The sequence below is a fragment of the Kitasatospora sp. NPDC032757 genome (genome assembly GCF_055579305.1).
Genome location: NZ_JBVINN010000037.1, coordinates 14689 through 30114 on the forward strand (window position 1 = coordinate 14689; position 15426 = coordinate 30114).

Consider the following 15426-nt stretch of genomic DNA (forward strand, 5'->3'; position numbering starts at 1 on the left):
ACCCGCTCATTCGCCGGCGTGCACTCACCCGACGTGCACGCGGGGGCGGCGGTTGCGGTCCGGCTCGGCCTCCCGCAGTACCTCGCGCGTCACCGGCGCGACCTCGCCCTGCCCGAACAGGAAGAACCGCAGGAACTGCGCGAACGGGTTGCCCTCCGTCCACTCGAAGTAGATGTGCGGCTGCTGCCCCGTCCGGTCCCGGACCTGCATCAGCAGCGCCGCCAGTGCGTTCGGCACGCTGGAACTCTCCAGCGAGAGCACCCGGTACCGGTCGTGCATCACCTCGCCGCGGACGCGCAGCGCCGCCTCGAACTCCGACGGGTCGAGCACGGTCACCTCCACGAAGACCAGGTCGTCCTCGGCCGGGATGTCGTTGTCCGCCCGGATCTGCCGCTTCTTCTCCTGGTACTCGGCGAGGTCCCGGTTGTCCGGCTCGTTGGCGATCAGCCGCAGCGGACGGTGCGCGTAGTCACGGATGAACCGCTCAGCGGCCTCGTCGAACACGACGTCCGTCACCCGCAGTTCGAACGCCCGCTTGAGCCGGGAGAGCAGCGACACCAGGACGATGCCGGCGATGAAGCAGGCACCGATCTTCACTCCGTCCGGCCGCTCGGCGATGTTCACGCCCGTGGTGTAGAGGAAGACCGCCGCGATCACCGCGAAGCCGATGGTCCAGTTACGCTGCCGGGCCTTGCGCGCGGCGATGGTCACGGCGATGGCAGCGGAGGAGATCAGCACCAGCACGCCGGTGGCGTACGCGCCGCCCTGCGCGTCCACGCTGGCGTCGAAGATCCACGTCACCAGGAAGGCGATCAGGGTGAGCACGATGACCATCGGCCGCACCGCCCGCGCCCAGTGCGGGGCCATGCCGTACCGCGGCAGGTAGCGAGGCATCAGGTTGAGCAGGCCAGCCATCGCGGAGGCCCCGGCGAACCAGAGGATGAGGATCGTGGAGAGGTCGTAGATGCTGCCGAAGGTGTTGCCCAGGTACTCGTGCGCGAGGTAGGCGAGGGCGCGGCCGTTGGCCTCCCCGCCGGGCTCGAACGCCGCCTTCGGGATCAGCAGGGTGGTGATGAAGCTGGTGGTGATCAGGAAGACGCTCATGATCAGTGCCGCCGTGGTCAGTAGCTTCCTGGCGCCCCGGATCCGGCCGGTCGGCTTCTCCTCGGTGTCCTCCGGGTCGCCCTCGATGTGCGGCATCACCGCGACGCCGGTCTCGAAGCCGGAGAGGCCGAGCGCGAGCTTGGGGAACGTGATCAGTGCGACGCCGATCATCGCGATCGCGTTGCCGTGTTCGGCGGTCAACGCGTCGGCCCAGTCGCCGACCAGGTGCGGAGCCTGCAGCACCTCCCACAGGCCGGTGATGACCACAATCACGTTCAGCGCGAGGTAGACGGCGACCAGGACGACAGCCAGGCCGATCGCCTCGCTGAAGCCCTTCAGGAAGACGCCGCCCAGCAGGGCGACCAGGATCAGCGTGATCAGCACCTGCTTGCCCGACAGCGCACTGCTCAGGTGCGGGTTCTCCACCAGGTGGGCGGTGGCGTCGGCGGCGGACAGCGTGATGGTGATCATGAAGTCGGTGGCGGCGAAGCCCAGCAGCGCCAGGACGAACAGCTTGCCCTTCCAGAACGACAGCAGCCGCTCCAGCATCGCGATCGAACCCTCGCCGTGCGGGGACTCCTGCGCCACCCGCCGGTACACCGGCAGCGCACCGAACAGCGTGACCAGCACCAGCACGATGGTCGCCACCGGCGACAGCAGGCCGGCCGCCAGTGCGGCGATGCCCGGCTGGTAGCCGAGCGTGGAGAAGTAGTCCAGGCCGGTCAGGCACATCACCCGCCACCAGCGCTGGCCCTTGTGCTCGACGGGGGCCTGCGCATGCGGCCCGGGGTGCTGCTTGGCCATGTCGGCCAGCCCCTCCAGCAACCACGCACGGAAGCGCTGCCGTCCGGACGGCACGGCCCCCGGATCGACTGAACCCGACGAAACCACGCCGCACCCCTGTCCACAGATTCGAACCGCCTCGCCGCCGGGCAGACGGCAAGGCGACAGGGTATGCGACTCGGATGATCAGACCGGGCAACGTCGGGATGAAGTCGCCACAATGGCGGAACACTCCACATCGGCCACACGGCTCCGCCCCGAGACCCGCCCGAAGCCCTCGGATCTTCCGGAGACTCCGGCAGATCCGAGGGTTTCGGCCGGACACAGCGGCCCGCCCACGCACGGACACCGCGGCGCCGCTACGCAGCCCCGGCCGCGTGCGCGTCGCGACCACCGACAGGCGCAGGCAGGGACGTTCAGTGCTCGGATTCCCACCGGGCTTCGAGGCGCCGAATGCCGTCCGAGCCTGTGACGGGTCGCCAGGTCGCGCCCATCCTGCTCCCCCGGCGACCGGCTCCGACCGCACCGGAGGCCGAGGCCCCGCCCATGGCCTGGAGCACGCTGCTGTCGAGCGGACTGTCGGCGAGCCTGCGGACGACCGCCGCCAAGGCTGCCCCCACGGACTCCCAGGTACGGGAGCCGCAAGGAAACGGCCGGCGCTGGAAGGCACTGAGAACGGCCACGTGGACCTCACCTCCGGTAGAGCATCATTCGATGCGGCGGGACGACCGGCCCGAGTCAACTCCCGGATGTCCCGGGGCGGTCACCCCGGTCCGGATCCCCACGGGCCCGAACGGCTCGAACGCCCCCGAGGCTATTCCGACACGGGCAGCTGCCGAGCGGCCCTGACATTTCCTTGATTCGGCCGACACGGCTGCTAACGACGCGCTGACGCCGGCACCGGATACAGAAGGTCGTCGGAGCTGTCACACGTCATCAATCGTCGGACCTCGCGGACCCGCCACGTCGGAGCGCCTCGTCGACTGCTCCTTCGAGAGCCTTCGGCTGGACCGGCGGTGGAACACCTTCGCCATGTCGCCGCAGGCCGCCCAGCCCGGCTTCATCCACTACGCCGAGGCCGACAGCCCGCTCGCCCAGCTCCTTCAGGACGAGAAGACCGCCGCCCTCGTGCACTTCGCCGGCCCCGACAAGCCCTGGCAGGACACCTACCAAGCCGGCGAACTCCGGGACGCCTATCGCCTGTTCCACGACTACGTCGCCGACGGCGGCACCGGGTGAACACGAAAGGGCGGACGCCGCTGTGGCGAAGCGCCACCTGGTGGATCGCCGCCGCCGTGGCCGCGCGAAACGCCAACGGCCTGCGGCAGGTCCGCCGGACGCTGGCCTGGGCCGATCAGCCTGGGGACCGGCGGTCGGCGGGGCCGATGGTCCTGCACGTCGTCATCCCGGTGTTGCGAGAGCAACAACAGGTCACCCAAGTGCCGGCCTGGTACGTCCCGCTCCTGCGCGACTTCCCCGGCTCGACACTGACCCTGGTGTCCACCGCCCGCGAGGAGGCCGAGCGCCGGCACCTCGCCGCCCGGCTCGCGGGGGCGATAACGGCCGACCTCACGGTGGAGCGCTTCCCGCAGCTGACCGGCGACGAGCTGGCCGCCCTCGGCGAGGCCCTGGCCGGCACCGGCGGGGGCTCGCTGACGTCGGCCGTCGCGGCCGAGGTGCTGTCCGGCTTCCCCACCACGGCGGACGTCATCACGGCGGAGCTCGCACGCCTGTCGGGAGAAGGGCCGTTGGTCCGGCACGTCCACTACCGGGGCGACGGGCGCAAGGCCGCGCAGGTCAACGCCGCAGTCGAACAGCTCGCCATCGCTGACGCGGATCAGGAGTACATCGCCGTCTACGACGTGGACTCCCGCCCGAGCCGTGAGCTGCTGGAGCGGACCGCCGAGTTCCTGGCCCACCACCGGGCCCGCGACGGCCAGCTGCCCGGCGTCGTCCAGCAGTCCGCCCGCTTCGTCACCCAGAACGCGGCCGGCACCTGGTGGGAGCGGAGCCTGTGCCGAGGCGCCGCCCGGGCCCAGACCCTGTGGAGCCTGCGACGAGAGATCCCCAACCTCCGCCAGTACGCCGACGCCGCCCGCCGCCCGCACACCGGCCCCGGCCTGCCGGGGCTGGCCCAGACTGTCGGCCACGGCCTGCTCGTGCGTACGGACGTCTTCCGGAAGGTCGGCGGCCTGCCCACCTTCACAGTGCTCGACGACGTCGCCTTCGGCTACCGGCTCACCCTGGACGGCATCCCGGTGGACAGCCTGCCCTTCACCACCACTGTGCCGGCGGCCGAGTACCTGAGCGAGCTGTTGGCCCAGAGTGAGCGCTGGTTCCAGAGCTACCTCGACTACCCGCAGTGCGCCGCCCGCTGGCACGCCGAAGGTCATGGCCGCCGCCGCGACCATGCGGCGGCCCTGACCATCGGCGCCTACCGGGGCATGGCCTGGCTGCTGGTTTCGCCCGCGACGGCCGTGTGCCTGGCCCTCGCGCTCGGCCCGCGCACACGCCTGCCCATCCGGGCGGCGGCCGCGACGGCGCTCTGCGCAGCCACCGTCGCACCGGTCCGCGCTCTCGCCGCGGCCGAAGGCCAGGCACTGACCGCCCGGGAAACCGCCCTGCGGAGCGCGGAGACACTGGCCGGGCTCCTACTCAAGAGCGTCGGTCCGCTGACCGCGCTCGGCCGCTGGGCGGTCACCGGCACCCGGCACACCGCGCTCGCTCCCAAGAGCAACCGTCGCACCGCCCCATCCACCACCACGGACAGGGAGTTCGCGTGATCCTCGGCATCGAGGGCGTCAGCTGCGTCGGCACGACCACGCTGGCCGCCAGGCTCGCCCCACACCTCAACCGGCCCGCCGTCATCCCCTGCTACTACCACGCCAGCCCCGACCCCACCCGGCTGCCGGCCCCCGAGCCGTTCACGGCCGAACACCAGCTGGCCAACATCGCCGAGTTCCTGGACGTCGAGGACCTGCGGCTCACCCGGACCAGGCAAGCCGCCGCCGAGGGCCGGGACGTGATCCTCGACCGCACCGTGGACACCCTCCTCGCCCACGCCCACGCCGTCGGCCGGATGAACGGCTTCGACTGCGACGACCAGGCCAGGCGCCTGGTCACCGGCCGGCCGGTCGCGATGCCCGACCTGACGATCGTGCTCACCGCCGACCCTGACGTGCTCGCCCGTCGGGCCCGCCTGCGCAAGGGCATGCCGACGATCTTCTACGACCGCCACTTCAGCGAGCACTTCAACTCCTACCTCGCCCACCCGCTCGCCCCGGCCGTCGCCCTGCTCGACGCCAACTGCGGCTCGCCGGACGAACTCACCGCCCGCGCCCTCGACCACGTCCACCGCCACCAGGCCGCCCAACACCACCCCGGCTCGGCCTGCGCGCCGCATCCACTGAAGGAGGCATCATGAAAGCCGTGATCACCGGCTGCGGCTCCATCGCCAGCCGCTGGGCCCGATCCCTGCTCGCCGACGGGCGGATCGAGATCACCGCCCTCGTCGACCCCGACCAGCAGGCGGCACGGGCCCTCACCGCCCGCTACGGGCTGAGCCCGGCCTTCGCCTCGACGCTCACCGAGGCGCTCGCCCAGGCCGAGGCCGACGTCGTCGTCAACCTCACCCCGCCCGAACTCCACTACCCCGTCAGCCGCTCGGCGCTCGCCCACGGCCTGCACGTCCTGACCGAGAGGCCGCTGGCCCTGAACCTGCCCGACGCCCTCGACCTCGTCCACCTCGCCCGCGAACGCGGCCTGCTGCTGGCCGTCATGCACAACCGAGGCGCCGACCCGGACTTCCTCGCCTTCGCCGACACAGTCCGCTCCCGCGGCCGTGCGCCCCTTGCCGTCACCGCCGACACCCTGGTCACCCTGCCCGGCCCGGGCTTCCGCAACGGCCAGCACCTGCCCGTCACCACCGACCTCGCCGTCCACGCCTTCGACCAGGTCCGCGCGCTGATCACCGCGCCGCCCACCGACGTCACCTGCACGGAGACGGCGACCGGCTTCCTCGCGGCCCACAACGCGATCGCCGCGATCACCGTCCGCTTCGCCGACGGCTCCCTGTTCACCTACCGAGGCGGGTACATCGTCGATCCGGCCCTGCGGACCGACGCCAACGGTGACTGGCGCGTCGAGGGCCGAGGCTTCGCCGCACGGTGGGCCCCGGATCCCCACCAGGCGCGGAACGCGTCCGAGGCTGGTCCGCCGGCCTACCAGCGGTGCATCACCGCCATGGTCGATGCCCTCCACCAGGACAGCCCCCTGCCGGTGCCCGCCGCCGCCAACCTCGCCTCCATCGCCTTGCTGGACGCCGCCTTGGCATCCGCCACCCAGCGGCGCCCCGTCCCCGTGCCGGAAGTGCCCGATGCCCACCTCTGACGCCGCGACTCTGACCAGCCGCCCGCACCCACTGCTGGTCGACGCACTCGCCGCGGCGGGCTTCGACGCCGCCGACGCGCACTTCACCCCGCTCAAGGCTGGAACGGACAGCCTCCCCTTCGCGGTCACCACCCGCGACGGCGACAACCTGGTCGTCAAGGTCCGCCGTGCGGGCAGCCGCTCGCGCTACCCGACTGCCGCCTGGGCCTCGGCCCGCATGCGCGAAGCCGGTGTTCCGGCCGTCAAGATCCTCTGGCACAGCCGGGATGCGTGCGTGGAGACCCGTTGCTCCGGCCGCCCCGTCGAAGGCGAACCGCCCACGCCGCAGGACCAGGACGCAGCGACCCGCGCGGGTGAGGTGCTCCGGCGCCTGCACAGCATCGAGGTCGGCAGCTTCGGCCAGCTCGACGGGCACGGCATCGGCCAGCACGCCACCATCCAGGACTGGTTCCTCAGCGTTGCGCCCCGCAGCGTCCCAAGCATCGACGGCATCGACCTGCCCGGGTTGCTGCACCGGGCCCGCTTCATCCTGGACGTCGGATCGGGCCGCCTGGCCTCAAGTCCGCCCCGGCTCCTGCACGGCGACTGGGTCGGCCGGCACCTGTTCACCGATGACCAGCAGATCACCGGCGTCGTCGACCTGGAGAGCGTGCGCGGCGGCAACCCGCTGGCCGAACTCGCCGGCTGGTCGCTGCGCGAGCCGGCCCCGATGACCGAGTCCCTGTTCGCGGGCTACTTCGACGGCCCGCTGCCCGCCGACTGCCTGCTGCCGCTGGTCCTGTTCCGCCTGCGCATCGCCTATTCGCTGCTGCACTTCCACGCCTCCTGCGACGAGCCGGACATGGTCCGGCTGCGGGCCGCCCAGCTCCAGGCCGACCTCGAAGACCTCGACCACGGCCACCTCGCCGCTGTCCCGCGCATCACCCCCGACGCTGGCTCCAGCGCTCGCCGCCGCCCGTAACCCTGCCCCGCCTCCCGTTCACCGCCCCGCCCGGAAGGACACCCGTGAGCGACCCTGCCGTCACTCTCCCGTTTCCCCGCGAGCCCAAGTACGGGCAGGCCGAGAAGGACGCCGTCCTCAAGCTCCTCGACGACGGCCACCTCTCCGAGATCAACCTCGGCCCAGCCACCAACGCCCTCGAAGCCGCCTTCGCCCGCCTCACCGGCACCCGCCACGCGCTGTCGTTCAACTCCGGCACCGCATCCCTGCACGCCGCCCTCCACGCCGTGGGCGCGGGCCCGGAGGCCGGTGTCGCCGTCTCCCCGATGACCTGGGTCTCCGCCATCACCGCCGTCTTCCAGGCGGGCAGCTACCCAGTCTTCTGCGACATCGAGTCGGACAGCCCGAACATCGCCGCCACCGCCGTCGCCGAGGCCGCCGGCGCCTGCTCTGCGGTCCTGGCCACCCACACCTGGGGCATCCCCGCCCGCATGGACCAGCTCGTCGGCGCCACGGAGCTGCCGATCGTCGAGGACTGCTCGCACGCCCACGGAGCCCTCTACCAGGGCCGGTCGGTCGGCTCCTGGGGTGCGGCCGGATGCTTCAGCCTCCAGGAGTCCAAGGCCGTCTCCGGCGGAGAGGGCGGCGTCCTGACCACCATGGACCGGGAGGTCTACGAGCGGGCCCTCACCCTCGGCCACCACCCCGCCAGGCTCGCCGCCGAGCTCACCCTGCCCGAGCTGAAGCCGTTCGCCACCACCGGGGCCGCCTACAAGTACCGGATGCCCGCCCTGTCCGCTGTCATCACCCGCCAGCAGCTGCGGTCACTGCCCGACCGGATGCTGGCAGCCGAGCAGAACCTCCTCACCCTCCGCGAGGCCCTGGAGGAGTACGACGCGCCCATCGCCTGGCCCGAGATCGGCGAGCTCTCCGTGCGCGGCTGGTACGGCACCCCGCTGACGATCAGCGCCCGCGTGCCGGACCCGGCCGAGCTGAGCAAGCGGTGCAAGGCCGCCGGCGTTCCCGTCCGCTCGCTGTACGAGGACTGGACCCAGGCCCCGCTCTTCCAGCGCCCGGACCTGGCCGCCCGCTTCTGGCCCCACCTGGCCCGCAGCCCCTACCGGCCGCCGACCAGCGAGGAGCTGCCCAACTTCCACAAGGCTATGCGGCAGATGATCGTCCTCAAGGTGCCGCAGATCCCGGCCCCCGACTACATGGAGCAGGCCGCCGAGGCCCTCGCCGCCGTACTGGTCCGCGCGGTGGTCACGGCATAGCCGCGAACGCCTCCTGTACGTCCGCGCGCCGCTCGGTCCACCAGGCCAGGAAGCGCTCGGCGGGCAGGAACAGGTGGTCGCAGGAATGGTCATCGCGGTCGTAGTGGAAGACCAGCTGCCAGTAGTCCGACATGCGCTTCCACCAGAGCCGCTCCACCGCGTCTGCCAGGGCCGCCACCGGGATTGGCACCACCGACCGGTAGCCGGCCACGAACGCGGCCGTCCGCTCCAGGTCGAGGAAGCCGTCCTCACCGCCGAACTGCACGGTGGCGGTGCGGGCGACCTCCTCGCCGAACGGGCGCACGCGAATGCGGTCCCAGTCGATCACCCCGGCGATCTTGCCGTCCCGCCACAGAACGTTGCGGTGCTGCACGTCACCGTGCGTCCAGCCCACCGGGCCCGCCGCCACCTCGGTGGCCGGGCGCTCACGGGCGTACTTGTCGAGCAGCACCTTGCGCTCACCCAGTGCCCGGACCGCCTCGACATCGAACGCCGACGGGCTCTCCAGGGCCGCGATCAGCACCGAGAAGCGGGCCGCCTCGGCGTGCGCCGCACCCGGGGTAGTAACCGGGGCAGCCAACGGCTCCGATCCCGGGGGCAGCAGCCTGGCGGCCCGCTCGCCGTTCAGGCTCCGGTGGATCTGGCCGAGCAGGACACCGAGGTCCCCCGCCTGGTCCAGCGTGAGCTCCGTCCCGGGCTGGTGGCCGCCTTCCAACCAGGGGATCAGGCAGTAGCCGCGGCCCGCGACCTCCGCCACGATCTGTCCGGAGGAGGTGACCATCGGCCGTCCGACCGGGACTCCGGCGTCCGCCAGCTCGGACAGGACCGCCAGGTTCCGGCGGGCCAGCTGCAGCGGAACGTCCATGATCCGCTTCAGCGCGAACACGCCCTCGGCCGTCTCCAACCGCCAGTTGCCGTTCATCAAGCCGTTGGGCAGGAAGCGGCACGCCTGGACCTCACCGAGCCCGAAGGCCCCGCCGAGGACCACCAGGTCCTCCTCGATCTTGCTGTAGCGCGAGCCACACGAGGCGTCGTCCATCGCTTCCGTCACCCAAAGCAGGCTAGCGGAGCGCGCGGCCCGGCGAGGCCGGTTCGGCGGGCGCATCGCCCGCGTCCGTGGTTCATCCGGCCACTCGGGCGAAGGCCAGTCCCGGGAGCCACAGCAGTCCCGTCAAGCCCGTCGTGACCGGCCTGGGCGTGGGCACCGAGCCTGCCCAAACCATCGTGGCGGTGTCGAATCCGTACGCGGTCCACGCCAGGCGACGCGTCCATACGCCCCGCGGGAGGTTCGTGAAGAGGATCACCGCACCTGCCGACCACCACACCAACCCCGGCACCGCCGCCTTGGTCGTGGACTCGCGCACCACCGAGAGCCTGCTCGCCGCCCACAACGAGGCGCCCAGCCGCACCATCTGCAACCGAGCTCGGAGTGCGGTCACCATCAGCGGTGCCCGCGATCGGGAACGCTAGGCGCTGACCGTCGACCTGCGCCTGGACGCCGACCTCGTCCTCCCGCAGGCGGTGGCCGACGAAACCGCGCGGACAGCTGGCTTGCTCACCCGGCTCAGGGTGCTTCCCAACGGCACCGCGGCGTGGCGGGCCTACCACCAGCGGTCCTACGAGCGATACGGCCGCGGTGCCTTGGTCCCGCTGCTCGATATCGTGGCGGACAGCGGAATCGGCTGGCCGGACGGCAAGGCCTGAACCAGATCGGGGTGCGCAGGATCGAGCACAACGGCTGTGAGGCCGACGACGTGATCACCGCACTGACCACGCTCGCCCGTCGGGAGGAGCGGCCCGTAGACGTCGGCGCTCGCCGGCGGATCCAGCTGCAGCTCGCTGACCAGCGAAAGCGCATATGGGAAAGAGGTTCGTGTCGCCACTCCGACTTGAACTCCCACGGCACACACTGCACGCAGGCCCAGCATCGTGCCCGCCAACGACTACGGCTACCCGATATGCAGGACGCTCACTCTTACCGGCACCTTGCCGAAGCACGGCGTCCGCATCTGTCGCCTCCCACTCCCGGTTTTAGAAGTCATCTCATTTGGCCTTGGTACCCTGCGAGGTGTGATCATCACGGAATGCTTGGCGCCCGTCGGGTTGCGGGAGCAGAACTGTCCCCGGCCACGCCCGAACAAGCGAGCCACCTTGTGAACGACGAGTACGGCGAGCTGGCCTTCCCGGCAACTGAACTTGCGCGCGACACACTCCGACATGCTCAGGCTCTGGTCCCAGCCGCGATCTTCAATCACAGCCTGCGCACCTACCTCTATGGACGCCTTCTCGGTGAGCGGCGTGGTCTGCAGCCGGACCGCGACTACGATGACGAACTGCTCTTCCTGGGATGCGTCCTGCACGACTGTGGGCTCAGTACCGAGGGCAACGGTGACCACCGGTTCGAGCTGGACGGTGCTGACCTGGCGGTCAGCTTTCTGACCGAGCAGGGAGTATCACCGGACCGAATGGAAGTTGTGTGGGACGCGATCGCACTACACATGGACCGTGAGATTGCCGTGCGGAAGCGGCCGGAGATTGCGCTGGTCGCCCTCGGTGCGGGCTTCGATCTGGGCGGTGGCCCGAGTGCCCTCCCGGACGGCTACGCGGAACGCGTCCACCGCGTGCTGCCCCGTCTGCACGCGGCGGCGGTTCTCCACGACAGCATTGTCGGCCAGGCACTGGGTAAGCCGCACAAGGCACCGCTCTTCACGATGTCGGGCGAGCTCGTCCGTCAGGTGACTGGCCGCATCTGGCCGACCTGGAGAGAGCTTGCCCGATCCTCAGGATGGAGCGACTACGACGACTATCGCCCTGATTCGCCGTAGCATGCCCCGAGATGGCTTCTCATCTGCAGAGTCTGCGGTGGCAGATGAGGGCTGCGGCGATGCTGGCGAAGGCCGCGAAGTGGTCGGCCTTGCGTTCGTAGCGGTGGTGGAGCCGACGGAAGCCGCCGAGCCAGGCGACAGTGCGCTCGATCACCCATCGGTGCCGACCGAGGCGCTGGGAGGACTCGACGCCTCGGCGGGCGATGCGGGCCGGGATCTGCCGACGGCGCAGGTAGGAACGGATGAAACGGTGGTCGTAGGCTTTGTCGCCGTGCAGCTTGCCGGGCCTGCGCCGCCGCGGGCCACGCTGTGAGCGGATCGGCGGGATGGCGTCGACGAGCGGGACCAGGGCCTGGCTGTCGTGGACGTTGGCCCCGGAGATCGCAAGCGACAGGGGCAGACCGGTACGTTCGGTGAGCAGATGGATCTTCGACCCGTACTTGCCCCGATCGACAGGATTCGGACCCGTCAGCTCCCCCTTTTCAGGGCCCTCATGTTGACCGAGTCAACCGCGCACCGTGACCAGTCCAGCTCACCCTTGGAACCGAGTTCGTCCAGGAGGACCCGGTGGAGCTTGGCCCACACCCGGGCCCTGCTCCACTCGCTGAAGCGGCGATGGGCCGTCGGCCCGGACGGGCCGAAACAGGGCGGCAACTGGGCCCACGTGCACCCGGACGTCGCGACGAAAACGATCGCCGCCAACACCTCCCTGTCCCCGTAGCGGCGCCGGCCACCACCCTGAGGCCGAGTCGGCGCCTCCGGCACCACCAACTGGAACAGCTCCCACAACTCGTCCGGGACGAGACGCTCCACGATCGTCACACCGGCAGCCTACTTTGCCATCCAAATGAGATGTCCTCTTAGTGGGCGTTTTGGTATCTCTGATCCTATAAATGGCTTATGGTCGCGTCGCTTTGATTGCGCTATGCCCGATAGATGAACAACATCCATCCTTCGATCAGAGGATCGGCTGCTCGTCTTACCCGTATATGTTCCCTGAAGTCCGTCTGGTTTGAAGAAGTCATAGAAACGCCGATCTGGCAGTGGAACGGGATCCTCCGCCGCCATCGGTGCTGACGCTGTGTCATGACCGAGCGCAAGCCGTACCCGAGCGATCTGTCCGACGCCCGATGGGCCCTGATCGAGCCGATTCTGACGACCTGGAGGAAAGCCCGGCTCGACCGACGGCCGACCGGCCAGCCGGCGAAGGTCGAACTGCGCGACGTGTTCAACGCGATCCTCTACGTCAACCGCACCGGAATCCCCTGGAAGTACCTCCCTCACGACTTCCCGAACCACGGCACCGTCTACGCCTACTACGCCGCCTGGCGCGACGAGGGGCTCTTCGCCCAACTCAACTACGACCTCACCGGATTGGCCCGAGTAAAGGAAGGACGCAAGCCCGAGCCGACCGCCTCGGTGATCGACACCCAGAGCGTGAAGACCTCCACCAACGTGCCCCTGACCAGCCAGGGAACCGACGCCGCGAAGAAAATCGTCGGCCGCAAGCGAGGCATCCTCACCGACACCATCGGGCTCATCCTCGCCGTGACCGTCACCGCCGCGAGCCTGTCCGAGAACGCCCTGGGAATACGCCTCCTCAACCAGGCCAAGAAGACCTACCCCAGCATCTCCAAGAGCTGGGTCGACACCGGCTTCAAGAACGCCATGATCGAGCACGGCGCCACCCTGGGCATCGACGTCGAAGTCGTCCACCGGAAGTCCGACATCCCCGGATTCCACGTGGTGAAAAGACGGTGGGTAGTCGAACGAAGCCTGGGGTGGATCATGCAGCGCCGCCGCCTCACCCGCGACTACGAGACCCTCCCGGCCAGCTCCGAAGCCATGATCCACATTGCCTCGATCGACAACCTCACCAGGCGCATAACGGACGAAACCACACCAAGCTGGCGAGGAACCTACTAAGACATAAAGGGCAATCCGCCTACCTCAAACGCCCTCTGAGAGAGCCGATCCCATACCAGTCCTCTGGGGGCCTGGAAAGAACGGCGTCATGGTGGCACAGCGGAACGGGTTATGACGGTCTACCAGATGCTTGCCCCGACCGGCCCGGGAGTGGCGCCGGGGTGTGCTCCGGCGCAATCCGGCGCGGGCATCCTTGGCCGTGGCGGCGTCCGGGCGGGGAGCGTGAGGAGGGGGCGGCGGTGTGCGAGGGGGGAAGGAAGGCTGCCGGTTGCACTCTGGCGCCGCCGGGCGATCTCTGACACCATCTCAGCCGACGTGAACGAATCGTGTGCCGAACGTTCACTTCACCTGCACAGGAATCCGCTGTAGAGCGTCGTCGAGAGATCTGAGGCTTGCCATGAAGACCTTACGGACCCACACCTCGCACCTGGTGACGGTCGTGCTGCTGCTCCTGGGCATGATGACCGCCGCGAGCGCGCAGGCGCAGGCGGCCCCGCAGCGGGTCACCGGCAGCACGACCATCTGCTCCTTCTCCCCGATCCCGGCCGGGTGGGTCATCACGAGCTCGTACAGCAGCTGGGGCTGTCCCGGCTCCGGTGTCTCGTATTCGATCACCGACACGGCCGGGCAGACCAATCTGACCATCTGCTCCTTCTCCCCCAAGCCGGCCGGGTGGGTAGTGACCAGCTCGTACAGCACCAGCAACTGCGCGGGCAGCGGCGTCGCCTACGGCTTCCACAACGTGGCCAACGACCTCAACGTCGGCGCGTGCTCCATGACCCCGATCCCGGCGGGGTGGGTGATCAGCAGCTCGTACAGCAGCAGCAACTGCGCGGGCACCGGCGTCGCCTACTCGCTCCACAACACGGTCAACGACACCAGCACCGGCGCCTGCTCGATGACCCCGATTCCGGCCGGGTGGGTCGTCACCAGCTCGTACAGCAGCAGCAACTGCGCCGGCACCGGCATCTCCTACACCCTGTTCAAGATCACCACGCAGACCTCCGAGGTCGTCTGCTCCTTCTCCCCGCTGCCCGCCGGGTGGGTGGTCAGCAGCTACTACCCCAGCAGCAACTGCTACGGCAGCGGCGTCGCCTACTCCATCCGGAAGGCGTGACCTCCGGCCGCCCACGGGGCGTGAGGATGTGAGGGTGTGAGAGCAGGGCCTCCCGGCCGCCGCCGGGAGGCCCTGCCGCCGTCGCCGCGACCGGACCGGACGGCGAGCGGGCGGCGCTGTCACCGCGGCCTGGCGGACCGTCGACGGCCTGGAGCCCTCGCCGGGCTTCAAGGAGGAACGCCGGTCCGCCCTGAACCGCACGTTCGACCAGCTGGCCGACGCCGTCGACCGCGAGGCCGGGCCCACGCGATAGCCGCAGCCCGCGACGCGCGGTCGTCAGGCCGCCTCGGGGCCGAAGCGGCGCCGGTAGGCCGTCGGGGTGATGCCGCTCCGCCTCGATCAGGCACCAGTGCCCGGGACGCGGCGGTGGTGGTAGGCCCGTCCGGAGAGCAGGTAGGCGCGCTGGCGGGCCGGGAATTCGCGGAGTTCCGGTTCCTCTGTGTGGTCGGCGGCCTCGCGCAGACGAGCGATTCCCGTCCCAACCCGCTCAACCCGGGATATCTGTCTGCGCTGTCCTCACAACCATCGGACCATACCCGGGCGGTGGCCGAGGCCGGGCCGTAGTACTCCGGCGGTCTGAAGCCGGGCATGCCGATGCCCCTTCCGGGCGGTGGACCGGAACGAACCCGAGTCAAGCAGGGCCGAGGCCGGCCGGGACGAGCTTGGCGTGCCAGGTTTACGCGCGGCTCTCGGTGGCCACCGGGCGCATGGTGGTGTCAGCCTCGGAGAAGTAGCACTCGGTCTCCCCGATGGGGGTGACGCAGCCACCGCCTTCACCCTCAGCTCGCTGCCAGGACACTCGTCGCACGCCAGGCCCGGGTACCGATCAGCGGCCAGGTCGTTTCCGCGCATGGCACGCCCAGGCACGCCGCAGGGCGCATCCACTCCCTCAGCCGGATCCCGACCGGCTACTGCCCGAACAGCTAGCTACGCCGATCGCATCTGACGGCCCATCAGCTCAGGTCAGCAAAAGTCAGCATCAGTCCGAGTTCACCCTCACAGATGCGCGCATATCTGAGAACTCAGCGCACGGCGCGACGGACCCGCGCCGGCGGTGTGAGGAGGTAC

The 15426-nt window shown here is 70.0% G+C and carries 14 protein-coding genes; 11 read left to right on the forward strand and 3 right to left on the reverse strand.

Annotated features, from left to right (window positions below; all coding sequences use genetic code 11):
* Positions 1-24 precede the first annotated feature (24 nt).
* Entirely contained in the window at positions 25-1908 is a 1884-nt protein-coding gene (locus ACZ5WK_RS30760) for an APC family permease (RefSeq protein ID WP_465552324.1), read from the reverse strand.
* Positions 1909-2919: 1011 nt separating this feature from the next.
* Here ACZ5WK_RS30760 and ACZ5WK_RS30765 point away from each other — a divergent pair.
* The 6 genes from ACZ5WK_RS30765 to ACZ5WK_RS30790 are packed head-to-tail and all read left to right on the forward strand — an operon-like array spanning position 2920 to position 8490.
* On the forward strand, positions 2920-3126 hold the full coding sequence (locus tag ACZ5WK_RS30765) for a hypothetical protein (protein WP_465552211.1): 207 nt from the start codon (positions 2920-2922) through the stop codon (positions 3124-3126).
* Positions 3123-4670, forward strand: a complete 1548-nt coding sequence (locus ACZ5WK_RS30770; protein WP_465552213.1) for a glycosyltransferase family 2 protein — start codon at positions 3123-3125, stop codon at positions 4668-4670. Before ACZ5WK_RS30765 ends, ACZ5WK_RS30770 begins: the two co-directional genes overlap by 4 nt.
* Complete coding sequence (locus tag ACZ5WK_RS30775) at positions 4667-5311, forward strand: dTMP kinase (protein WP_465552215.1); 645 nt, start codon at positions 4667-4669, stop codon at positions 5309-5311. The genes ACZ5WK_RS30770 and ACZ5WK_RS30775 overlap by 4 nt, the downstream gene beginning before the upstream one ends.
* Positions 5308-6276: a Gfo/Idh/MocA family protein gene (locus ACZ5WK_RS30780; protein ID WP_465552217.1), complete on the forward strand. Its 969-nt coding sequence runs from the start codon at positions 5308-5310 to the stop codon at positions 6274-6276. The genes ACZ5WK_RS30775 and ACZ5WK_RS30780 overlap by 4 nt, the downstream gene beginning before the upstream one ends.
* The gene (locus tag ACZ5WK_RS30785) at positions 6263-7237 is read left to right on the forward strand and encodes a phosphotransferase family protein (RefSeq protein ID WP_465552219.1); all 975 of its coding nucleotides are present in this window, start codon (positions 6263-6265) and stop codon (positions 7235-7237) included. The genes ACZ5WK_RS30780 and ACZ5WK_RS30785 overlap by 14 nt, the downstream gene beginning before the upstream one ends.
* 44 nt (positions 7238-7281) lie before the next feature.
* A complete protein-coding gene (locus ACZ5WK_RS30790; protein ID WP_465552221.1) occupies positions 7282-8490 on the forward strand; it encodes a DegT/DnrJ/EryC1/StrS family aminotransferase in 1209 nt (402 codons plus the stop codon).
* On the opposite strand, the gene ACZ5WK_RS30795 is transcribed toward ACZ5WK_RS30790, so the two are convergent.
* The gene (locus ACZ5WK_RS30795) at positions 8480-9541 is read right to left on the reverse strand and encodes a homoserine kinase (RefSeq protein ID WP_465552223.1); all 1062 of its coding nucleotides are present in this window, start codon (positions 9539-9541) and stop codon (positions 8480-8482) included. The two genes, ACZ5WK_RS30790 and ACZ5WK_RS30795, sit on opposite strands and share 11 nt — an antisense overlap.
* A gap of 239 nt (positions 9542-9780) precedes the next feature.
* Here ACZ5WK_RS30795 and ACZ5WK_RS30800 point away from each other — a divergent pair, with 239 nt between their 5' ends.
* The 3 genes from ACZ5WK_RS30800 to ACZ5WK_RS30810 all read left to right on the forward strand — a co-directional run bounded on the left by ACZ5WK_RS30800 (position 9781) and on the right by ACZ5WK_RS30810 (position 11315).
* Positions 9781-9960, forward strand: coding sequence for a hypothetical protein (locus ACZ5WK_RS30800; protein ID WP_465552225.1), 180 nt, complete (start codon positions 9781-9783; stop codon positions 9958-9960).
* Between the two features lie 15 nt (positions 9961-9975).
* The gene (locus tag ACZ5WK_RS30805; RefSeq protein ID WP_465552326.1) at positions 9976-10194 is read left to right on the forward strand and encodes a lantibiotic dehydratase; all 219 of its coding nucleotides are present in this window, start codon (positions 9976-9978) and stop codon (positions 10192-10194) included.
* A gap of 449 nt (positions 10195-10643) precedes the next feature.
* A complete protein-coding gene (locus ACZ5WK_RS30810; RefSeq protein ID WP_465552227.1) occupies positions 10644-11315 on the forward strand; it encodes an HD domain-containing protein in 672 nt (223 codons plus the stop codon).
* A 19-nt stretch (positions 11316-11334) separates the two neighbouring features.
* Here ACZ5WK_RS30810 and ACZ5WK_RS30815 read toward each other — a convergent pair.
* A protein-coding gene (locus tag ACZ5WK_RS30815; protein ID WP_465552328.1) for an IS5 family transposase occupies positions 11335-12131 on the reverse strand; the annotation gives its coding sequence in 2 pieces (ribosomal slippage) (positions 11335-11789 and positions 11789-12131; 798 coding nt in all).
* 270 nt (positions 12132-12401) lie between these two features.
* On the opposite strand from ACZ5WK_RS30815, the gene ACZ5WK_RS30820 reads away from it, so the two are divergent.
* Both ACZ5WK_RS30820 and ACZ5WK_RS30825 read left to right on the forward strand, forming a co-directional pair.
* Positions 12402-13241 carry an IS5 family transposase gene (locus tag ACZ5WK_RS30820; protein WP_465552229.1) on the forward strand — a complete coding sequence of 280 codons (840 nt, stop codon included), beginning with the start codon at positions 12402-12404 and terminating at the stop codon, positions 13239-13241.
* Positions 13242-13638: 397 nt separating this feature from the next.
* Positions 13639-14358 carry a hypothetical protein gene (locus ACZ5WK_RS30825; RefSeq protein ID WP_392934775.1) on the forward strand — a complete coding sequence of 240 codons (720 nt, stop codon included), beginning with the start codon at positions 13639-13641 and terminating at the stop codon, positions 14356-14358.
* Positions 14359-15426 lie beyond the last annotated feature (1068 nt).